At 43.8% G+C, this 20383-nt stretch carries 19 protein-coding genes; 8 read left to right on the top strand and 11 right to left on the bottom strand.

What is annotated here, in order from left to right; translation table 11 throughout:
• Window positions 1-12: 12 nt before the first annotated feature.
• Together H6F52_RS12470 and H6F52_RS12465 are read right to left on the bottom strand one after the other, a co-directional pair.
• On the bottom strand, window positions 13-954 hold the full coding sequence (locus H6F52_RS12470) for a putative 2-dehydropantoate 2-reductase (protein ID WP_190535033.1): 942 nt from the start codon (window positions 952-954) through the stop codon (window positions 13-15).
• Window positions 955-960: 6 nt separating this feature from the next.
• A complete protein-coding gene (locus tag H6F52_RS12465) occupies window positions 961-1137 on the bottom strand; it encodes a hypothetical protein (protein ID WP_190530435.1) in 177 nt (58 codons plus the stop codon).
• A 110-nt stretch (window positions 1138-1247) separates the two neighbouring features.
• Between H6F52_RS12465 and H6F52_RS12460 the strand changes: the two genes are divergently transcribed.
• Both H6F52_RS12460 and H6F52_RS12455 read left to right on the top strand, forming a co-directional pair.
• Window positions 1248-2228, top strand: coding sequence for an ABC transporter ATP-binding protein (locus H6F52_RS12460; RefSeq protein WP_190535030.1), 981 nt, complete (start codon window positions 1248-1250; stop codon window positions 2226-2228).
• A gap of 190 nt (window positions 2229-2418) precedes the next feature.
• Window positions 2419-2835 carry a fasciclin domain-containing protein gene (locus H6F52_RS12455; protein ID WP_190410504.1) on the top strand — a complete coding sequence of 139 codons (417 nt, stop codon included), beginning with the start codon at window positions 2419-2421 and terminating at the stop codon, window positions 2833-2835.
• A 316-nt stretch (window positions 2836-3151) separates the two neighbouring features.
• Here H6F52_RS12455 and H6F52_RS12450 read toward each other — a convergent pair whose 3' ends face one another.
• Window positions 3152-4612 (bottom strand): glycoside hydrolase family 13 protein, encoded by a 1461-nt coding sequence (locus H6F52_RS12450; RefSeq protein WP_190535027.1) that lies wholly within the window; start codon window positions 4610-4612, stop codon window positions 3152-3154.
• 141 nt (window positions 4613-4753) lie between these two features.
• A complete protein-coding gene (locus H6F52_RS12445) occupies window positions 4754-5149 on the bottom strand; it encodes a CU044_2847 family protein (protein ID WP_190430805.1) in 396 nt (131 codons plus the stop codon).
• A gap of 143 nt (window positions 5150-5292) precedes the next feature.
• Between H6F52_RS12445 and H6F52_RS12440 the strand changes: the two genes are divergently transcribed.
• A complete protein-coding gene (locus H6F52_RS12440; RefSeq protein WP_190535024.1) occupies window positions 5293-9792 on the top strand; it encodes a caspase family protein in 4500 nt (1499 codons plus the stop codon).
• Between the two features lie 36 nt (window positions 9793-9828).
• On the opposite strand, the gene H6F52_RS12435 is transcribed toward H6F52_RS12440, so the two are convergent.
• Window positions 9829-10410, bottom strand: coding sequence for a hypothetical protein (locus H6F52_RS12435; RefSeq protein ID WP_190535021.1), 582 nt, complete (start codon window positions 10408-10410; stop codon window positions 9829-9831).
• A gap of 680 nt (window positions 10411-11090) precedes the next feature.
• Here H6F52_RS12435 and H6F52_RS12430 point away from each other — a divergent pair.
• Window positions 11091-11489: a response regulator transcription factor gene (locus H6F52_RS12430; protein WP_190535018.1), complete on the top strand. Its 399-nt coding sequence runs from the start codon at window positions 11091-11093 to the stop codon at window positions 11487-11489.
• Window positions 11490-11564: 75 nt separating this feature from the next.
• Here the strand turns inward: H6F52_RS12430 and H6F52_RS12425 are convergent, their stop codons facing one another.
• Window positions 11565-11747 carry a hypothetical protein gene (locus H6F52_RS12425; RefSeq protein WP_190410508.1) on the bottom strand — a complete coding sequence of 61 codons (183 nt, stop codon included), beginning with the start codon at window positions 11745-11747 and terminating at the stop codon, window positions 11565-11567.
• Between the two features lie 42 nt (window positions 11748-11789).
• Window positions 11790-12050: a hypothetical protein gene (locus tag H6F52_RS12420; protein ID WP_190428356.1), complete on the bottom strand. Its 261-nt coding sequence runs from the start codon at window positions 12048-12050 to the stop codon at window positions 11790-11792.
• A gap of 300 nt (window positions 12051-12350) precedes the next feature.
• Here H6F52_RS12420 and H6F52_RS12415 point away from each other — a divergent pair, with 300 nt between their 5' ends.
• Window positions 12351-12896: a DUF2854 domain-containing protein gene (locus H6F52_RS12415; protein ID WP_190410510.1), complete on the top strand. Its 546-nt coding sequence runs from the start codon at window positions 12351-12353 to the stop codon at window positions 12894-12896.
• A gap of 25 nt (window positions 12897-12921) precedes the next feature.
• Here H6F52_RS12415 and H6F52_RS12410 read toward each other — a convergent pair whose 3' ends face one another.
• Together H6F52_RS12410 and H6F52_RS12405 are read right to left on the bottom strand one after the other, a co-directional pair.
• Window positions 12922-13179 carry a chlororespiratory reduction protein 7 gene (locus tag H6F52_RS12410; protein ID WP_190410511.1) on the bottom strand — a complete coding sequence of 86 codons (258 nt, stop codon included), beginning with the start codon at window positions 13177-13179 and terminating at the stop codon, window positions 12922-12924.
• A 276-nt stretch (window positions 13180-13455) separates the two neighbouring features.
• On the bottom strand, window positions 13456-13968 hold the full coding sequence (locus tag H6F52_RS12405; RefSeq protein WP_190535015.1) for an Hsp20/alpha crystallin family protein: 513 nt from the start codon (window positions 13966-13968) through the stop codon (window positions 13456-13458).
• 31 nt (window positions 13969-13999) lie between these two features.
• Here H6F52_RS12405 and H6F52_RS12400 point away from each other — a divergent pair, with 31 nt between their 5' ends.
• A complete protein-coding gene (locus H6F52_RS12400; RefSeq protein ID WP_190535014.1) occupies window positions 14000-14173 on the top strand; it encodes a hypothetical protein in 174 nt (57 codons plus the stop codon).
• 53 nt (window positions 14174-14226) lie between these two features.
• Here the strand turns inward: H6F52_RS12400 and H6F52_RS12395 are convergent, their stop codons facing one another.
• Window positions 14227-14760 carry an Hsp20/alpha crystallin family protein gene (locus H6F52_RS12395; RefSeq protein WP_190535012.1) on the bottom strand — a complete coding sequence of 178 codons (534 nt, stop codon included), beginning with the start codon at window positions 14758-14760 and terminating at the stop codon, window positions 14227-14229.
• 304 nt (window positions 14761-15064) lie between these two features.
• On the opposite strand from H6F52_RS12395, the gene psaC reads away from it, so the two are divergent.
• Both psaC and glmS read left to right on the top strand, forming a co-directional pair.
• Window positions 15065-15313 (top strand): photosystem I iron-sulfur center protein PsaC, encoded by a 249-nt coding sequence (gene psaC / locus H6F52_RS12390; RefSeq protein WP_089128523.1) that lies wholly within the window; start codon window positions 15065-15067, stop codon window positions 15311-15313.
• A 183-nt stretch (window positions 15314-15496) separates the two neighbouring features.
• Window positions 15497-17650 (top strand): glutamine--fructose-6-phosphate transaminase (isomerizing), encoded by a 2154-nt coding sequence (gene glmS / locus H6F52_RS12380; RefSeq protein WP_242033931.1) that lies wholly within the window; start codon window positions 15497-15499, stop codon window positions 17648-17650.
• 88 nt (window positions 17651-17738) lie between these two features.
• Here the strand turns inward: glmS and H6F52_RS12375 are convergent, their stop codons facing one another.
• A complete protein-coding gene (locus H6F52_RS12375; RefSeq protein WP_190535010.1) occupies window positions 17739-20345 on the bottom strand; it encodes a type I restriction enzyme HsdR N-terminal domain-containing protein in 2607 nt (868 codons plus the stop codon).
• Window positions 20346-20383 lie beyond the last annotated feature (38 nt).

The raw sequence follows: 20383 nt of genomic DNA, 5'->3' as shown, positions 1-20383 counted from the left end.
CAAAAGAACATACTATTTGTGGCGATTTCTAGCGTCCAAAAATTTTAGCTGCTGGTAAAGCATCGCAATTTTCGGCAAATCAACACCTGCTGCTTGTGCAGTTTGTAGCGGATTGCCGAACATTGTTTCTACTTCTAGAGGACGCCCTTCGTCATAGTCTATTTTCATGCTGGTGCGGTACGGCTTCATCTTTGCCGTGTGATCGAGCATCTTTTCGACAAAGCTATCAGGAATCCTCCGACCAAAGGCAGATGCACCTGCCAGCACTTCACCCATTAACTGCTCGACTAATAATCGCGTGTGAAGATCGCTCATCAGCTCATCTGTTGTGGCGTCAAGAACCACAGAAAGCCCGTTATATGGGATATTCCACACCAATTTCTGCCAACGAGCAAACAGCAAGTCTTCAGCAAGTTGGATAGGGATGTCAGCACTTTCAAAGTCGCTGGCAATCTGACGCATTCGCTCGGTAATCCCGGCGGGTTGGTAATCGGGGGTATATTCGCCGAGTGTAATCGCCTTATAGTCTAGGTGGCGGATGTGTCCTGGCCCCACTTTATTAGAGCAGAGAAAGCACAAGCCTCCCATCACCCGTTCCGAACCAACAATTTTGGCGACTTTCTCTTCAACGCCTAGACCATTTTGCAGTACCAAGACGACGCCACCATCCTTGATCGCAAATGGCAGCATTTCTGGTAGCAGGTGGTTTTGCGTCGTTTTCAGCGCCACAACCACCACATCGCAAGGTGGCATTTTGTTAGCGTCAGGGTAGGCGTTAACGTGGGGGAGGGTAAAATCCCCGTCTGGGGACTCAATGACTAAACCCTGTTGACAGACTTGTTCGTAGTCGCTGTGCAACAGGAAGTGGACATTCAGCCCCGCTCGTTGTAGTTTAGCTCCGTAGTAGCCCCCCAGCGCTCCTGTTCCGAGGATGGCGTAACTCCGATTAGACATTGCTCTCTATAAAAGCTGAATCGCGGATATTTGGGCAACTTGCACTACTGGCGGCAGTTGACTTGTGGGCGCGGGTATCATTTCACCCCGGAAGTCTAGTAACTGAACCAGCAGCAGATAGGCGATCGCTAAAATTATAGAAATTGCCCCAGTGATAATTGCAACTATTTTTGAGCGTTCCATCAGTTTCCTCGTAACATTACTATTCCATTTTCTATCTTGAACTGACACGAAAGTCCGCAAAATAGGGAATCAATAATATTGTAGAGAATGCGATCGCTTGCCGAACTAATATGAATTCTGTTGAAGATAAGTCAGGGGAACCGATTACAGTTTACCGTCAGTCGGTAGTGCAGACTTTTGAACTGCGAAAGGTTTATCGAACCGGATTTTGGCTGAACAAAAAAATCGAATCTCTCAAAAGCTGTACCCTGTCAGTGTTTCAGGGGGAAACGTTTGGCTTGTTAGGGCCGAATGGTGCTGGAAAAACGACGCTATTAAAGACGCTCTTGGGGATTGTCCGTCCTACAGGTGGACGAGGGGTACTTCTGGGAAAACCCTTGGGCGATCGCGAAGTTAAACAACGCATCGGTTATCTGCCGGAAAACGCCTATTTCTATGACTTTCTCACCGGCTGGGAGTTCTTGCAATTTACTGCTGGATTATTTCAAATCCCGAAATCAGTGCAGCGTCAACGCATTCCCCAATTACTGGAATTAGTCGGATTGGCTCAATCTGCTGCCCGTAAAAAGCAGATGCGTCAGTATTCTAAAGGGATGCTGCAACGGGTGGGCATGGCTCAAGCGCTGATTAACGATCCAGAACTGGTATTTCTGGATGAGCCGATGTCAGGTCTTGACCCAATGGGGCGTTACCAGATGCGAGAGATTATTCTATCGCTCAAAAAGCAGGGAAAGACCATTTTCTTTAATAGCCATATTTTGGCGGAAGTGGAGCAGATATGCGATCGCGTCGCTATCCTCGCCCAAGGTGAGCTGATTTGCGTCGGCTCCCTCGATGAACTCCTTGGCATCGCCGAATCCTACCATGTCAGAGGTAAAGGCGGAAACCTGGAGGTTCTCAAACGATGGATACCCAATTTAGCATTTGAGCATAATGGCTGGCACGGACACTTACAAGGCGAACCCCAAGAGTTTCTGGCTAGTCTCCGTCTGATGGATGCCCATTTGACGACAATGAACCTATCCCGTCCTTCTCTAGAAGACTTTTTTATTCAGCAGCTACAACAACGTGGGATTCGTTCCAGTAGTTGAGTTATGTAACGGGGTTGGGGTATCTGATGAGTGGCTGCACGCTAGCGAAATGAGATAAAATGGGTAGCGGTGCTAACCTAATAGCGATCGCGCCTTCAATACTTTTGCCTTCAATACTTTTGAAGGATGCACTGCAAGTCTTATAGCGAGTATCTCTAAACAGGACACTCACTTAAAATCATCAAAACACATGGCTGACCTTTTAGAAACTGCCACTAATGAAGGATCTTTCAAAACTCTGGTTAATGCTCTTGAGGCTGCTGGTCTGTTTGAGATTCTCAAGAGTCCAGGACCCTATACTGTCTTTGCTCCAACTGACGAAGCATTTGCCAAAATTCCAGAGGATACACTGGCTTCTTGGATGGACAACATCCCCAAGCTGAAGCAAATTTTAATGTATCACGTCCTGTTTGGGGATGTTAGAACTGATAACTTCGTCGAGATAGATTCCGCTGAGACAGTTGAGGGCGGCATTCTGGGGATTGATAGCACCGACGACGGTTTTAAAGTGAATGATGCGAAGGTGCTAAAAACAGATATCCTTACCGATAACGGCGTCATCCATGTCATTGATTCAGTACTTACACCGACGATAATGTCTAAATAGGCACTAATTTCTGCTGCTGACTTCTGTCTTCAGACAGAATTTATTGACCAAAAACTGGGTAATGGTAAGACAAAAGCAAATTTGGAGTCAGTGCGATCTAAACGACATCGTAAAAATTTAAAATTCGATTTGCTGACATAAAAAAGGAGGCACCTTTGCAAAGGTGCCTCCTTTTGATTTGGGCGATCGCCAAGGAATGTGGATTAAATAATTGGTCAAATTCACATTCTGTAAGGACATGGCACAAACACACCCCTACGCAGGCAATTAAAGGTTAATCAATCCACCCTTCTTCGCAAACATTCGCGAAATTCGTTTAACCCAGGATGCATCCACTACGCGCTGGCAAATGCAAGGACAGATGGTTGGATTCTCCCTCACCGCTCCATGACACCTCGGCAGTGCCATACAATTGCTGATTAGGCTTGGATTGTAGCCCCGTCACCTCAAAACTCACATGATCTGCCGGTGCCGTCCCCACGTTAATGGCAACAATCAGTTCCTCATCTCCCAATTTCCGAGCAAAGACGTAAACGGTTCCTTCCGCAAACAGAACGTGGTAAGAACCTGTACGCAAGGCAGGATATTGGTGACGCAGGGCGATGAGTTGCTTGTGATAATCTAGAACATCACGCTCCCAGTGAGCTTCTATCGGAAAACCCCGACGCGAATCCGGATCGAGTTTTCCCGGTAATCCCACTTCATCACCATAGTAGATGCTAGGCGCACCGGGATAAGTCAATAGCAGCAATGTTGCTAGTTGAACACTCTCCTTATCACCGCCTGCAATAGAAATCAGTCGCGCCGTATCGTGGCTAGCTAGCAAATTCAACTGAGTCAGTTGAATATCCCACGGATAAAATTCCAACAATTGCTGGATTTTTTCGGCATACTCTGGTGCAAAGAGGGGCGGGTAGGGATGGTAAGAGCGATCTTTCACTTGGTCAATGTCTACGCGATCGCCTGCGGCAAAAGCAATCGTCGGCGCAGCAAATAAATAGTTCATCACCCCGTCAAACTGAGTTCCATCCAGCCACTCGCGGGAATCTCCCCAGACTTCCCCCACAATATAAGCTTCTGAGTTGAGGGCTTTCACGCGATCGCGAAATTCCTGCCAAAATCCTTGAGCCTTAATCTCAAACGGCACATCCAAGCGCCAGCCATCAATGCCGAATTTAATCCAATATTCGGCAATCTCCATAATATATTCCCGCACTTCCGGATTTTCATGGTTGAACACTGGCAGCGCCCGATTTCCGTCCCAGCCCTCATAATTCGCCGGAAAATCGCCGTTATACGCCGATAAAGGCCAGCCTTCAATCTTGAACCAATCCACCCAAGGCGAATGGGGGCCATTTTCCAGAACATCGTGGAAAAAGAAAAATCCCCGACTAGAGTGATTAAACACTCCATCCAGCACAACCTTAATATCCCGTTCGTGGGCAGCTTCCAGCAACTCCCGAAAAGCGCCATTTCCCCCCAGCATCGGATCGACCTGATAATAGTCGTGAGTGTGATAACGGTGATTACTAGCCGATTGAAAGATGGGGGTAAAGTAAATCGCATTAATCCCTACATCCTGCAAGTAATCCAGCTGTTCCATCACCCCCCACAAATCACCGCCCTTGTACCCTTGAAGCGTCGGTATTTCGTGCCAATCTTCCCATCGGGTATCCTTCAAAAGCCGCTTGTGAGAATGCTTCGTTTTAGCGAAGCGATCCGGAAAAATCTGGTAAAAAACCGCGTGCTTAACCCAATCCGGTGTCTGTATCTGCATGAATAACTCCCTCTCCACAACCAACACGGTACAAAGGCTGGCAGCTTTCGGGTTCTACCCTCTGGGTGAAACTCAGGGATGATTTAGCCCAGATTGGAAGTTTTCAAGAAAAGTGAGGTTTTTGTTTTCAATCGTTGTGCTTTAGGATACTGAATTTTGCGGCGGCGAACCCGGTTTTGATTTATCGGGAAACTTACACTTGACTTCGATTTCTAAGTTGCTCTCAGCCTTCCCTTCAGTAATATAAGGGATACCTGCTGAACCACCCAGTTTCATGCCAAATTTCAGTGTCACTTCCTCAATCTCAGCGGCACCGAAGTCTTTAAAAGCACTGATGGCATAAGTTGCGTAGCCCCGAATCATTTGCCGCGCTTGCTGCATTTTGATGACAGCGTCTTCTCGGAAGCCCATTGATTGGTTGGGATCGTAATCTTCGGGTGCTGTTGCAGGGGGCATGATGGGACTAGATTTTGTCTCAACGTATATTTCGTATTTTTGACCATCCTCTTCTATAAGCAGACGTTGCACTTCTGACATGGGCTGTCTCTTTGTAAGTTTTCGTGTGTTTTTTGTAAAGTTAAAGCCAGTTTCGGTCTTGCTAAGCTATCCTGGTGTCTCAATTAACATCGTCTTTCAGGGTGCCTGTCAACTAATTCAATATTTTGAAACCAGGTTGCTAAATGGCTCGATACGCCCTTGTTATTGGAATTTCTGAATATCAAAGCTCAAACTTATCACGCCTCCCCAAGACAGTAACCGATGCAGAGGCTGTAGGACAGCTACTCAAGCAATACGGCGACTTCCAGATTGTCAAACGACTGCCTGAGCGTTGGAATCAACAGCAGAATGACTATGAGATCGGGACAAAGGCGGTAACTGGTAACGAACTGGGGCAAGCTTTAAGAACGTTTCTGCTGGAGCAGGCATATAGAAGCGATGCGCTAATCTACTTCAGCGGACACGGGATTACAGTATCGGATAATCTGGGGCAAACCAAAGGGTATTTGGCAACTTCAGATTGCGTGCTGGAGACGGATGGGAAGCGTATTGTTGGGCAACAACATGGAATTGCCTTAGATAGTCTCAATGAGCTGATTCGAGCTGCCGAACTCAGTAGTTTAGTTTTGCTACTCGATTGCTGTCATGGTGGCTATTTTCTGGAACGCCAGCTAGTAGAACAAACGCTTACTGCATTTAGCTCCCAAAAAGATTACTACATAATTACAGCCTGTAGAACCTTCGAGCAAGCGTGGGCGATGCACGATGAAAAGCACGATGTCTTTACAGGAGCCGTTCTCGACGGGTTGGCGTTAGAGAATGCCGGAAAAGATGGAAGTGTCAGTGGCGATCGCTTGTTCGATCGCATCAGCACACAACTCAAAGGTAAAAGGCAGGAACCGATCCGCATGGGCTGGGGTAAGTCAATTACGATAGTAAATTATCCCCTAACTGAAAATACTCCATCTGCTACTTTTACTTTTAATCGAGAAAATCCATATCAGGGACTACAAGCTTTTGAGCTAGGGAAAGAAAAATATTTTTTCGGGCGTGAACTAGCTATCCGCGCACTGGTAGACAGACTCAATAATGGTAGATTTCTCTCGGTTATCGGTCGATCGGGTTGTGGCAAGTCCTCTGTAGTGAAAGCGGGATTGTTGCCGAAACTCCAAAGCAATTACCTCCCCGGTAGCAGTCAGTGGGAAATCGAGATTTTTACTCCTGGCATCGATCCTCTGGGAAAACTGACAGAAATCCTGGTGCGGCGACATCAGAAAATCAAGCCGTTTGTCCTCTTTATCGACCAATTTGAAGAGGTATTTACCCTCTGCAATGACGAAGCAGAGCGACAATCTTTCATGCGGTTAATGGCGGATGAAGCAACGGCTTCCGACCGAATCACCAAGGTGATTGTCGCAATTCGGGGAGATTTTCTCGACCGATGCGCTGCCTATCCAGAAGCAGCAAATTTAATTAATCGCACTCAACCAACAACTTACGTTGTTGAGCCTCTGTCTCGTTCAGAAATAGAGGAGACAATTGAAAAACCCGCAGAGCTTCATGGTGTCGAATTTGAGCCTGGATTAGTATCGCAAATTGCAGAAGATGTGGAAAATCAACCAGGAGCATTACCCTTGTTGCAATATGCGCTTTCTGAGTTGTGGCGAAAATTTTGCGAACCGGATTCTCCCTCTGGACAACCGCTTTTGGCTTGGAAAGACTATGAGGAGATTGGCGGAGTCAAAGGCGCATTGGATAACCGAGCAACTATTCTATACCGGAGTTTTATTCCAGAAAATCAAGCTTTTGTGCGTCGCCTATTCATGACATTGGTGAAGTTAGGTGACAGCAACGAGGTAACGCGCCGTCGTGCCACTTGGGAAGAATTGAGCGCGATCGCAGATTCCCCCGAACAACTGAAACAAGTAGTACGACTGCTAGCCGACCAACAGCAACGTCTAATTATCACTGATGAAAACACCATAGAAGTTGCCCATGAAGCCCTATTATCGGAGTGGAAGTTACTACGCAGTTGGATTGAAGAAGACCGCGACAATATTCGCCTCAAGCAAAGTTTAGAAGATGATTGCCGCGAATGGCTTGAAAGGTTTAATAAATCTGATAATGCGCTGCTAACAGGTGCACGTCTGGCAGCAATTGAAGAGTGGGTGAACAATACTCAGCATAGACTCCCTCACCTAGAGGCAGCGTTTTTGAAGAAGAGCGTGGAAAAGCGCGAACAAGAAATACAAGAATTACGAAGAAGAACTAAAGAATTAAAAACAAAAGCACTTGCCTTAGCAATTTCTCTAGGATTCACAGTTATTTCCTTAGCAGGCATAATCACTGCATTTTTCACTGCTGAACAAGAACGCCAACTCACCGATGCTAGAAGGCTGAAAGGTTTAGCAGAGAATACCTTAGACAAAGACCCTATGCAATCACTTCTGCTATCCCTTGAAATTGCTGGTAGAGGATTCAAAACCGAGGCAAGTTCTGTTTTATGGAAATCCCTGATTACTGCAAAGGAAGAAAAAATAATTTCAGTGCCCAGCACGGTTCTGTACGAAGGAATCTTTTTAGAAGATGGACAACAAGTTGTTACGGTAGGTTCAGACAAATTACCAAAAATTTGGAATTTAGATAAACCATCAAACCCAATAGTTCTAAAAGGTCATAACGAGCAGTTAATAGGTGTTAGCTATTCCAGAAAAAGCAAAAAGTTACTCACAATTAGTCAAGAAGATAAAGCTATAGTTTGGAACTTAACAAATATTTCTAACTTCATTAAATTACCTATTGCCTCTGGAAAGCTTTGGCACGGTGCTTTATCAGATGATGGAACTAAAGTCATAACGGTGGGGCGGGATGGCATGGCAATAGTTTGGAAGTTTTCTAGAAATAAATACGAACCTATATGGAAACTTGAGCAACTACACCAAGATAATCCTAATGAACCGAATTCTAAATTTATTGTATATAGCGGCTTTTTTCCAAACAATAATAATAAAATTTTTTTGATTACTGCGGATGGTAAATTACGTTTTATAGATTTAATCAATCAAAATAAAATTCAAGTTTTCCCGGAGAAAGTAACAAAATTCAGTTTTCATCATAAAAACACTAATAGAATAGTTACAGTAACTAAAGATAGAGTAGTTACTGTATGGGATATTAATCCTAATAAACTAATAACAAGATTTACAGCGCATAAAGCAGAAATATCAGATGTTCAGTTTGATCTTTATAATCCTAATCGTATTCTTACAGCAAGTTGGGATGGAACAGCTCAAGTATGGAATATTGCTCATCTCGAAAATCCTATAATACTTAGAGGTAATGGAGCAAAAGTTTTGTCAGCTAGGTTTGATTATAATAATCCTAATCGATTAATTACAGTTGGACAAGATGGCACTGCTCGGATCTGGAATATAGAACCACTTGAGAATCCTAAAATTTGGGATGCACACAAAGAGTATATATCCTCTGCAAGCTTTGATCCTTACCAAAGTCAAAGTAGCCGATTCTTAACTTCGAGTCATGATAAAACGGCGAAAGTTTATAATATAAATGAACCAGATAAGTTTATTACTTTGCCACATAATAGTAAGGTATTAAGCGCTAAGTTTGTTCCATACAACAGGAACCTTATAATAACAACAAGTGAAGATGGAAAAGCAAGAATTTGGAAAATCCAAGAATGGAATAGCAAGCCTGAGGTTTTATACACGCTAGAACACAAAGATGGAAATGCAATCAGGTTCGCCATTTTTGCACCTGACGGAAAAAAGTTTATTACAGTTAGTACTGAAAAAATTGCTCAGCTATGGACGTTTGATTCTTTAGGAAAACCCACAGAGCTAGGAAAACCTCTTCAACATGATGGCTCAGTTATTTATGCAGAATTTTCAAAAGATAGCTCTTTAGTTTTAACAGCTAATGTTGATAAAAACTTACGAGTTTGGGATTTAAAAAAATTTCCAAGACAACTTACTACTTTTCCTCATTATGACATAGTAGGCTATGGAGAATTTGACCCAAATGACTCAGACAAAATTTTAACATCTAGCAATGATGGTATTGCAAGATTATGGAGCATTAAGTCTCCAAATAAACCAATTCGTGAATACAAAGAACATTCAGGTCCAATTATACAGAGTAAATTTAATAAAAATTCTAAACAAATCCTAACAGTCAGTTCTGATGGTACAGCTATAGTTTGGGATAGGCATTCTAAAAACTATATTAAGCTGAAGGGTCATGAATCAACTGTTCAGTACGGAGCTTTTGCTCCGAACAATAATAACCAAGTACTTACTACTAGTGAAGATGGGACAGCACGTCTTTGGGATCTTAATGATCCTGCTCATCCTATTATTCTTTCAGGTCATAATAAAGCTGTTTGGTATGGTGACTTTGGTTTTATGAATCAAAAAATGCAAATATTAACATCCGGTGAAGATGGAAAAGTAATAGTATACCTGGTTGAACCTTGGGATAAAATTGTAATTTCAGCTTTAAGAAAAGCCAGCAGATGTTTATCTAATCAAGAAAAAAATAAATTTTTAATTACTCAAACAGAAGCTGTTCCTATTACCTCACTGCGTAAGCTTTTACCAAATTTAAAACTTGATACAAGTTATCCGCTTTATAAGCAACCGGAATGTTTATCTACTAAATAAAAAATTACAGTTTTTCGATGAATCTCAAATCATTACCTAATTCGGCGATGAGCCACTCGGTCTAGTTCCTGGAGGGGAAGGAATTGAGCTATATGGTAAAATCTTATCTATAGTTTTTACTGTTAATTCTAAACTACTCTCATTTGATAAAGCTGCTAAAGAGCTTCCATCTAGAAGAGAGTTTTGGACAATAAAAGATAAGGGAAATCTAACAAATGTTGGCTGATAGATAGCTTGATCTGATATTGAGGATTGAATTTGAGGATTAACGATTTGCAAGACACCAGGGAAATCTGTCTCAAATTCTACAAGAGATTGATAAAATTTCTTTTGAGCAAGTTGAAAATTTTTTCTAATATATTTTAGTTGTTCATCAATACTATTGGATAACTCAGATTGTTCCGAAGCAAGGCTTAGCCTAAATGCTATTTCCCAAATCTGATTCTGTGCAAAGTGAGCAGTCTTAATTATCTGCAAGCCTTTATCTTGAAAAATTTTTTCTCGCTTGGGATATTGTAAAAAAAGTCGTTTAATTGCACTAACAGCATCTTCTGCCGACCAGTATAATGCTGTTAGTCGTCTATCTAACTCTACGTTTATTTCGGTTTGGCTAGACATACTGATCGCTTACTTGTTAAACAAAAGTTTTGAATAGTTCACTCACATGTAGATAATAATTTAATTATTTAATAGTGTCATTGTAAGTTTAATAAAATTAACAAAATAAATTTATGTAAGGATTTAGAACACAATTACGCATAAGTAAGCTTAAGTTAATAACTTAAAATCCTGTATTGTTTATATTAACCTTAAAAAAATATGCTGTGGTTCCTCTCAACCTTTTGTAAATTGACGGTACAGTTTCGATATTAGACTTGAGATTTAACTTGAAGTTAGATTTTTTGAAAAGATACTTAAACCATTATCTTTGCTAAACACTCCCATCCTTATATGCTAACAAAGCTATGCCGTTGGCAAGCGCGATCGCTCTTTTAGTCTATCCCTCTGGGTGGAGAGGACAGCCTGAAAAGGTATTGGTATACTTGGGGGTGAATGGCTGAAACTCAAGAGCGATCGCGTTAGAAAGTCAAACGCGAAATTGGTGGCTGTTCAATTGGTTTAAACATATAAAAACTAAACTTCCAGATTTCTTTATAAATATTTAAACTTTAGAAAATTATCTACTTTAGTTTGGAGGTAAAATGAGTATTTCTTGCAGTAGTTCGCTCGGATGGTAGAGGGACATTTGTATCCTATGCCCCTAAACTAGAACCGTCAGATGATATAGTTATCCTCTTATGTTGTCCTGTCAGCACCCCCTTCTTCGTGTTCTTGTTGTTGATGACCACGAGCTGACTCGTTTTAGCCTGAAATTAGCATTCCAGAGTCAGGCGAATATCGAGTTAGTTGGATTGGCTACTAACGGTCAAGAAGCCATTGAGATGGTCGAGCGTCACCACCCTGATGTGATTATTCTCGATCTACAAATGCCAGTTTTAGACGGTTTGAGCGCATCTACCCAGATCAAGCACATCGATCCGCACGCTCAGATTATTGCCTATTCCTCAGTCGAAGACCCGCAGATTGAGGTGATGAGCCAAACCGCCAGAATTGATGCTTTCTGTAAAAAAGATACCGCTACTCAAGAGCTGATTGCTCTAGTCAAGCAGCTTGGGCAGCGGGCAGTCAGTCATTAGAAAGGGGCGCAAGTAGCGATTGGTGTCCTTGCCGTAGCCTCTTGGCTAGAGTTCAGCTCGGCAAGGCGTTAGTTTCTAGTTGGCATCTGCCTCTGGGAAGGTGCGCCGAAATTCATCAATCAGGTCGTCAATTTCTTCGAGCGCCTGATTTACATCAATTCGTAGAGTTCCCAGGTTTGGTTCCTCCAGAAGCCTTACCAGTGACTCACGCTTGAGTTCAATCTGGCTAATCCATTGCTTGAGTGTTTGTGGGTCCATTGTTTGCTTCCTCGCTTGATTCTTTATTTACAATAATTAATCCTAGCGAAGGAAAGGAGGACGTTTCGGATCGGTAGGCTTATTTTTAATCACTTCAGAAATAAACCGCTTCAGCGCCTTCTCCCGATTTTTCATAAAAGCCGACCAAAATCCTGGTTGAAACTCATCCATTGTTTTGGCTAAAGCCCAAACATCTACAGCCAAGATGTTATAAAGCGTTTCATCTTCCTGCTTCAGCGTTTTGAGTTGATCCAGGATGGCTTTACTCTTTTTTGTAGCCCCGGAATTGTCTTCTTGAATCATTTTATTATCTCAGTTATGAATTGATGGCGGCGGACAACAGCGACTTATTTTGATAATAGGGGTTCCTTTTGTAAACGCCCTGAGTTCTGAATTACCGTTGGTTGATGGGCTACTTTACAGACTCTGCACTCATTCGTCAAGGGCTATCAAATTAGCGAGACTTCTTCAGCTTCGTGCTTCCCAATCGCGACCCAAAGCAAGGCACATAGTTTTAACAAAAACCTCACCCATACTAGAGATGTTACCCAGTGCCAAGGATAATAAAGCTGAAGAGATTGTCAATTGGGTATCCTAATTAAAATGTTACGTCAAACTTCTTTGGGAACGTTGGGTTTAAGTGTCGGTGGCGTTTTATTTCTGGCGGGACTGGTTGCTTACGTTACCGACAACCCGACGCTGAATCTAGCCGGATTCTTCTATGGGGTTCCCCTGTTGCTGGGAGGGCTTGCCCTCAAAGCCTCAGAACTTACGCCCGTACCATTCACCAAACCTACTTCCAAGGACATACTGGCACTCCGAGAACAGCAAGCAACCGCAACTCAAAACCAAATTCGTCTAGATGTCACCCGCTATCGCTACGGTCAAGATGCTCATCTCGATAGCTCTTTGAGCAGCTTGGGGCTGAGTCCAACCGATGAAGAAAGACCTGTGCTAACAGGATTACACGAAACTGCGATCGATGGGGCTTACGCTTTAGTGTTGGAATTTGAGTCGCCGCTCTTCCCTCTAGAGGTTTGGCAACAGAAGCGGGAGAAAATAGAAGGGTTTTTTGGCCCTGGTGTGCGCGTAACCGTGACTCAACCAGCTGAACAACGTGTTGATGTGGCGCTAATTGCTACACCCTAAACGTAGGGGCGGAGGAACTCCGCTCTTATTTTTCTAAACGCACGACATACCACTGTAAAAATTGTCCTGGCCCCATATCTAATTCGCAGGACGTTTCTAGCAGGTATTCAGCTTGAGCTTCTACTGAAGGAAATTTTTGCAAATCTGGCGGTAGGTTATCTTGACGAGTTGCCAAAATTGCCTTCAGTTTTTCTAACATTTCTGCGGGAGTGAGGAATTGCTCTGGTTGGTTGGGTTCCAGAACAACGAAGGCATCTTGCCGATACATCAAGGAATCTGGCATTTTAAGTTTTTTCCCAAAGAAGGCATCTTGCACAAGTGTATCGTCCTTGACGATAGCTAAAAAGATGACATTGTCCAATTAGGAGATGGTTTTTTCTAGAGGCAACTTACTGAGGGATTGTCTCTAAAATAAATAGTTTTTCAAGGTGCAACGCCAAAAAAATAGCCGCTGAGTGGAGGGTAGGATTCTACTGAAGACCACTCAGCGGTTAGATAACTAAATTAGGCTATTGTTTCTTACCCAGCCTCAAGACCCTTCAGGAGGGCAAGGGCAAGATTAGTTCACGCTAGCGTGGTTGGCTTCAGGCGTTGACTGACTGGTCAATTCTGGAGTCGTATTGGTGCTACCTAAATTCAGTTTGACGACGGTACGCCGCGCTTCTGTGACTTTCGGCAGGGTTAATGTCAGGATGCCATTCTGGAAGTCAGCCTTGGCTTGGTCGTTCTGAATGAGCACTGGTAGAGGAATCACCCGCTGGAAGCTACCATAGCGGAACTCGGAGCGGAAGAAGCCTTTTTCTTCGTTCTTCTTCTCAAAGCGATGTTCGCCGCTAATGGCGATCGCTTCACGAGTGATTTGGACATCAATGTCCTTGCCTTCTACGCCTGGAATTTCAGCCCGCAGGATCAGATGGTCTTCAGTGTCTTGGAGTTCAATGGCAGGCTTCCAAGTTGTGCTGTACTGGCGAGAAGCTACGCGATCGCTTCCGGCAAGTTCATCAAACATTTGATCCATTTGACGACGTAGAGTTTCCATTTCTTGGAAGGGTTGCCAACGAATCAGTGCCATAAAACAGTTACCTCCAATTTGCAGTGACTAAATGCTTGAATTGAAATTTGTTCAATGGGATGAAGCTTTTAGTTCCCACGTTTTTATAATGTCAAAACAGTCTGGTTACGTCAGTGAGGAAAACCGAATTGCCTTTTGGGGGATTTTCCCGACTTCTGGAAGAAGGCGAAAAATAACCGCTGAGTTGCTGATGCTCAGCGGTTGAGTGGTTAAACTAAGAAGTTTTCGCGGCTACGGATTAACCGAAAATTATCTGGATTAATCCCAGACGCTAGCCGGTTCAGCACTCTCAGTTGCTTCGGGCTTCTTCACATCAGAAACGGGTGCGTCAGTGACTTCTGGAGCCGCACTGGTGCTATCTGCTAGATTGAGCTTGACTACGCGATCGCGAACTGACGTTACTTTGGGCAGCGTCAGCATCAAGACGCCATCCTTAAATACAGACTGGACGCGATCGTTGTGAATCGCAACAGGCAGAGAAATTACTCGCTGAAAGTTTCCGTAGCGGAACTCAGAACGGAGGTAACCGCCTTCTTGTTCTTTCTTTTCGTAGCGGCGTTCGCCTGTAATCACAACCGCTTCACGAGAAATGCGGATATCGAGGTCTTTAGCTTCGATGCCAGGAATTTGTGCCCGCAGGATTAGGCTGTCCTCTGTATCTTGCAGCTCAATCGCAGGCTTCCAGGTGATTGGAGCATCCCGATTAACGCTTGCCAGTTCGTCAAACATTCGATCCATTTGACGGCGCAGGGTTTCCATTTCTTGAAAAGGTTGCCAACGAATCAGTGTCATAGTCGATTCCCAAGGGTTAAAACTTCTCTGTGTCGAACGCTGGAATTGAATTTTGTTCAACTGAGTTAAGCCTTTCGTTCACACTTCTTTATGATGTCGGAGGCACCCCAGCTTTGCCGGTGAGGCAAACCGCCTTGAGACAGAGGGATTTCCCCGCCTCTGTCGGAAAGTCGCAATTAGGGGCAATCTATTACAGAGTTTGAAGTTCTGTGGCCTTTTGCAGAGGCGTCTATGCGCCTGCGGTAAACTAAGCCTTGATTCTAGTGTCATTAGTAGAGAACACTCAGAAAGGAGCCGTTTTTCGATGTCTCATACCGTTAAAATCTATGACACCTGCATTGGATGCACCCAATGCGTTCGCGCTTGCCCAACGGACGTCCTAGAGATGGTTCCCTGGGATGGCTGTAAAGCCCAACAGATTGCCTCATCTCCTCGGACTGAAGATTGTGTAGGTTGCAAGCGGTGCGAAACTGCCTGTCCTACCGACTTTTTGAGCATCCGAGTTTATTTGAGCAATGCTGAAACTACTCGCAGCATGGGCTTGGCATACTAACAAGCTGGCTTGAAAACACTTTTTATCATTCCGATTCCAAGGCATTGAGGGGGCAAATTGCTCCCTCTTTTTTACGGAATCAGAGCGCGATCGCCCGTAACCAATACAATGTTGTTGACCTTGACGTTCCTGGGATAGCCCAGTAGCTTTTTAGTTTAAGTGTGAACAGGAGTGTTGTGATATATGTGCGGAATCGTTGGCTATATTGGCACTCAAGCGGCGACAGAGATTTTGCTGGCAGGCTTGGAAAAACTGGAGTATCGGGGCTACGATTCTGCCGGTATCGCCACAGTCTTGGAAGGTGATATCCATTGCGTGCGGGCAAAGGGCAAACTCTACAACCTGCGCGAAAAGCTACAACGAGAAGTTAATCCGGCGACGATTGGCATTGGACACACCCGTTGGGCGACTCACGGCAAGCCAGAAGAATACAACGCCCATCCCCACACAGATACGGCGAAGCGAATCGCGGTAGTCCAAAACGGGATTATTGAAAATTATCGGGAATTGCGAGAAGAACTCAAAGCCAAGGGACACGAGTTTCGCTCAGAGACGGATACCGAGGTGATTCCCCACTTAATCGCCGAATTAATGGCACAGCAAGCGCAGCAAGCAGCGGCGACCGCTCAACCGTTTCCGTTTTTAGAGGCGGTGCGGCAGGCGGTGACGAAAACTGGGACGGACACGGAGTTGATTCCCCAGTTAATCGCTGAACTAATGGCACAGCAAGTACATAACTCAGCTTCTACACCTCAACAGTTTCCGTTTTTAGAGGCAGTGCGGCAAGCAGTAACGAAGGCGGGGACAGATACAGAGGCAATCCCGCAATTAATGGCTGAAGTGATGACACAGCAGGTACACAACTCAGCGGCGACAAGTCAGCATTCTTCCTTTTTAGAAGCGGTACGGCAGGCAGTGAATAAACTGGAGGGAGCGTTTGCGATCGCGGTTATCTGTGCCGACTATCCCGATGAATTGATTGTGGCACGGCAACAAGCTCCCCTCACCATTGGTTTCGGTCAAGGAGAATTTTTCTGTGCCTCTGATACCCCGGCACTGGTTCCCCACACTCGGGCCGTCCTGACGCTGGAAAATGGTGAATTGGCAAGAATGACTCCGATTGGCGTTGAGGTGTACAATTTTGCAGCCGATAGGCTGAAGAAAAGTCCCCGGACGCTGAGTTGGAATCCCGTACAGGTGGAAAAACAGGGATTCAAACACTTTATGCTCAAGGAAATTTATGAGCAACCGGGAGTGGTTCGCGCTTGTTTAGAAGCTTACCTAAACGCAGACTGGAACGCCGACTCTGGTCAATCTCCAATCAAACTGAATTTACCCGCGTCACTCTACGAAAATTTAGAACACGTTCAAATTCTTGCTTGCGGTACCAGTTGGCACGCCGGACTGGTAGGTAAATACCTGCTGGAACAGTTAGCGGGAATTCCGACCATCGTGCAGTACGCCTCTGAGTTTCGCTATGCACCCGCGCCTCTCACTGCGAATACGCTGACCATTGGCGTAACCCAATCTGGAGAAACAGCGGATACGCTGGCGGCTTTGGCAATGGAATCCCAGCGTCGTGCCACTCAGCCGTCCCAATTTCAGACGCGATTGCTGGGGATTACCAATCGTCCAGAAAGCACTTTGGGGACGATGGTGCCCCAGATTATCGAAACCCATGCCGGAATTGAAATTGGAGTGGCGGCGACGAAAACTTTTGTTGCCCAGCTGATGGCGTTTTACTGTTTGGCGCTAGATTTAGCTTATCGGCGTCAGACGGTATCGGCAATTCGGTTAGAGCAAATTTTAATTGGCTTACGACAGTTGCCAGCGCAGATTGAACTGATTTTAGAAAGTCAGGAGCGTTATATTGAGCATCTGACTCACGATTTTGCCGAAACAAAAGATTTTATTTTTTTAGGACGGGGGATTAATTTCCCGATTGCCTTGGAAGGGGCGCTGAAACTGAAAGAAATCAGCTATATCCACGCCGAAGGTTATCCGGCTGGAGAGATGAAACACGGCCCGATTGCATTGTTGGATGCGAAAGTGCCCGTAGTAGCGATCGCCATGCCGGGGACTGTCTACGAAAAAGTCCTCTCGAATGCCCAGGAAGCGAAGGCGCGGGATTCCCGCTTGATTGGCGTGACGCCGATGAATGACCCAGAAGCAGCGGAAACATTTGATGATTTGTTGCCCGTTCCTGCTGTGGAAGAGTTACTTTCTCCCATCCTTACAGTCATTCCGTTGCAACTGTTGGCTTATCACATTGCGGCGCTTCGCGGCTTAGATGTAGATCAGCCTCGGAATTTGGCGAAATCGGTAACAGTTGAATAAGCGACTATAGCAATCCTTTTGGGTGTTGTACAGCAGCAAGTTCTTCGTGCCTTGCTGCTGATGGAATAGTTGAAGCTAACCTGAGTCCTCAAGCATTTCCATTAGGCTCCAAATCATCAAGTGGTAGACTCAGTTGAACTATATTTTCATCAAACACACTTTGACTTGAATAAGGCCTATTCTCAGATGCATTCTCATAAACTTTTTCATCTGGTGCAATTGAATTTAAGAACTCTAAAAGCTTTTTTCCACATTCTTCTTGCCAATAGAACTTGATTATTGGCATACAAAGTTTATACATTTCCTCATGCTCCGCAATATGCTCTTCAGGTGCGGAGTTGAGTAGGTATTCTAGATGTCCTGGACACATCGAACCGTAATATATTTCACCAATACTATCTAAGGCTAGGTCTAGACCACCTATGTAATCCTTTGCGATTTCATATCCTACTTTGTATAAGCCAATTTTATAAGTTAATGTCTGAAACAATAGCTTAGGTTCAATATAGCCAAGAGCTTTCGCAGCTCCAATTCTGACAGTAGATGAGTAATGTTGCATTAAATGACTTAGAATATCTGTTATCTCTGAGCCTTCATCTGAACTAGCTTCCCAATGCAGTTGCCTCAGAGCATCAAGAATAATTTGCCCTACATTACCTAAACTTAAAGAATATTCTTCATCAACTTCTAATAAATCGACAACTAAGTTTCTTAAGTCTTGTACGTCAGCAAGAATCGAAGCTAGCCAGTCTTCATCGTAAGCTAGCTTTGTTATCAATTTAGCAGTTTCTGCTCTAACAAGCTTACTAGAGTCATTTGCACTTTTTTTAATAATATCTGTCAACACTTTGTCAGTGAACCGAGTTAAATTACTATGTATTAATGACAGGATAGCTCTTTTTATAAGAGGGTCACACTGTTCATGAAAAATTTGTGCAGTAAACTCAAGATAAATAAAATTTTGTGGTTGTTTTAAAAACCAGTGTATAGCATCAATTTCAACTGAATTGCAAACTGAAGTGGCAAGCTTAGACATAAAAACATTGAATTCATGGGGTGACTTTTTGAACCAATTTCTCATCCAGCAAGCGATGACAAAATCTCTCTCTCGACCATAGTAAAAGTCTAATCCTGGCACATTTTTTTCAGTATATACTTTAGACAGTAGTGCTGCTTCAAACAAGCCTTTCGGTAACTCGCTGGCAGTGGGAATATTCCATCGTTTTCTGGCTAAGACTTGACTAACTGGAGCATCATGTACAACCATTTCATCCGCAAGCTCTGATAGAAGTGAGATGGCAACATCTTCGCTTAAATCTACAGCACGAGATATTTTGGAAAATATACTCTTTTCTAGTAGCGAAGGTTCATCGAGAGATTCGGGCAAGGACTTTTCAGTGAAAAGCTCCATTCCAATCCTAAGTAGGAAGGGATCGTTTACCTGTTGATGTGAATGAGGTACTTGAACTTTATAAATATTTGAATAGGTGTCATAAGCTCTTTTAATTTCTCCAGGGTTGTACTTCCTAATCTCCATTACACTAGAGTTGCTATACTCTAACTTTTCTGGGCTAATCTCAAGTAGTGGAACTGAACCACTATTAAGCAAAGCGGATTCAGCTATATGAGAGGGATTGCCTACTTTATCTAGTAACAAGCGACGTGCCGCTACGTCAGTTAAACTGATAATTATTTGAATCTCATCGCAAGAGAGCCTTGCACTACTAGAATCGATTGTTTGTGCTGACTCTTGGCTAGCTTCATTCCAACCATCAATGAAGATATTAAGACTTTGATTAGTGCGTCGAAGAATGTGAGTTAACTTATTAACTATTTGATGAGATGCACTACTATCTTTGAAAATCCAACCAAAGTCTTCGTTGATTTCATCAACTAAACTTCCTTGCATTCCAATAGCTGGATAGAAGAGACAAGGAACTCCTTGCTCAAGTCTTTTCTCTACGGCATGACAAATAAAGTTTGTTTTACCAACTTGTGGTGAACCAAATAAAACTAAAGTTTGACGCTTTTCCTCATCTATAAGGTGATTTAGCTGCCTTTTTGCATCCTCTCGTTCTATATACAAACTAGGAATATACTTCTTGCCACTAAACGGATCATCACTTCGCAAAAGCCGCATTCGATAACTAACCTGAGTCCGGCAAAACTCAAGTAAGTTTTCTGAAGAAAGAGAAACAAATGTCTCTAATGCCTCTGTTCGCAGGTCAATATCATTAACATTGACTCGGAAACCATTCTGTACATGAGGATGATTCGTGGGGACTTGAGTATCCCTAATTAATTCGCCAGAGATGCTGTCATAGATTCGGGTTTCATGACCGTTGGTTAAGACTACAAACGGGGCAATCCCTCCATTTCGTAAGAGACGAGCGTAGGAAATACCTTGCTCCTTAGCATCATCGTTTAGAATTTCATTGGGTGCTTTGACTTCGACTATCAGCAAATTGCGTCCATCACAGCTACGCACCAAAACATCTGCACGAGGTCTACGCACTGACGAACGAATAGGTGCATTCTCCCCTACCCTATAAGCGTTTCTACCAAGCCGTAACTCGAAGGAAAACTCAACAGAAATACTCTCAGCAGTAAAACCGTGATCGGCTAACCAAGTAGCTACGACCCTTGTCCTAATGTCCTCTTCCGAAAATTGAGGTGGGTGGCTGTTGGATGTCATACCTTGCGTTGTCTGAGCCTTTAAGGGTGATTGAGGTT

The organism is Coleofasciculus sp. FACHB-542 (assembly GCF_014695825.1).
In the GTDB taxonomy this organism is placed as follows: domain Bacteria; phylum Cyanobacteriota; class Cyanobacteriia; order Cyanobacteriales; family FACHB-T130; genus FACHB-T130.
This window is presented reverse-complemented; position numbering and strand designations above follow the sequence as displayed.

Coding starts and splice junctions, on each gene's coding strand:
- H6F52_RS12470 (WP_190535033.1), bottom strand. CDS start 954: ATGTCTAATCGGAGTTACGCCATCCTCGGAACAGGAGCGCTGGGGGGC.
- H6F52_RS12465 (WP_190530435.1), bottom strand. CDS start 1,137: ATGGAACGCTCAAAAATAGTTGCAATTATCACTGGGGCAATTTCTATA.
- H6F52_RS12460 (WP_190535030.1), top strand. CDS start 1,248: ATGAATTCTGTTGAAGATAAGTCAGGGGAACCGATTACAGTTTACCGT.
- H6F52_RS12455 (WP_190410504.1), top strand. CDS start 2,419: ATGGCTGACCTTTTAGAAACTGCCACTAATGAAGGATCTTTCAAAACT.
- H6F52_RS12450 (WP_190535027.1), bottom strand. CDS start 4,612: ATGCAGATACAGACACCGGATTGGGTTAAGCACGCGGTTTTTTACCAG.
- H6F52_RS12445 (WP_190430805.1), bottom strand. CDS start 5,149: ATGTCAGAAGTGCAACGTCTGCTTATAGAAGAGGATGGTCAAAAATAC.
- H6F52_RS12440 (WP_190535024.1), top strand. CDS start 5,293: ATGGCTCGATACGCCCTTGTTATTGGAATTTCTGAATATCAAAGCTCA.
- H6F52_RS12435 (WP_190535021.1), bottom strand. CDS start 10,410: ATGTCTAGCCAAACCGAAATAAACGTAGAGTTAGATAGACGACTAACA.
- H6F52_RS12430 (WP_190535018.1), top strand. CDS start 11,091: ATGTTGTCCTGTCAGCACCCCCTTCTTCGTGTTCTTGTTGTTGATGAC.
- H6F52_RS12425 (WP_190410508.1), bottom strand. CDS start 11,747: ATGGACCCACAAACACTCAAGCAATGGATTAGCCAGATTGAACTCAAG.
- H6F52_RS12420 (WP_190428356.1), bottom strand. CDS start 12,050: ATGATTCAAGAAGACAATTCCGGGGCTACAAAAAAGAGTAAAGCCATC.
- H6F52_RS12415 (WP_190410510.1), top strand. CDS start 12,351: ATGTTACGTCAAACTTCTTTGGGAACGTTGGGTTTAAGTGTCGGTGGC.
- H6F52_RS12410 (WP_190410511.1), bottom strand. CDS start 13,179: ATGCCAGATTCCTTGATGTATCGGCAAGATGCCTTCGTTGTTCTGGAA.
- H6F52_RS12405 (WP_190535015.1), bottom strand. CDS start 13,968: ATGGCACTGATTCGTTGGCAACCCTTCCAAGAAATGGAAACTCTACGT.
- H6F52_RS12400 (WP_190535014.1), top strand. CDS start 14,000: ATGCTTGAATTGAAATTTGTTCAATGGGATGAAGCTTTTAGTTCCCAC.
- H6F52_RS12395 (WP_190535012.1), bottom strand. CDS start 14,760: ATGACACTGATTCGTTGGCAACCTTTTCAAGAAATGGAAACCCTGCGC.
- psaC (WP_089128523.1), top strand. CDS start 15,065: ATGTCTCATACCGTTAAAATCTATGACACCTGCATTGGATGCACCCAA.
- glmS (WP_242033931.1), top strand. CDS start 15,497: ATGTGCGGAATCGTTGGCTATATTGGCACTCAAGCGGCGACAGAGATT.
- H6F52_RS12375 (WP_190535010.1), bottom strand. CDS start 20,345: ATGACATCCAACAGCCACCCACCTCAATTTTCGGAAGAGGACATTAGG.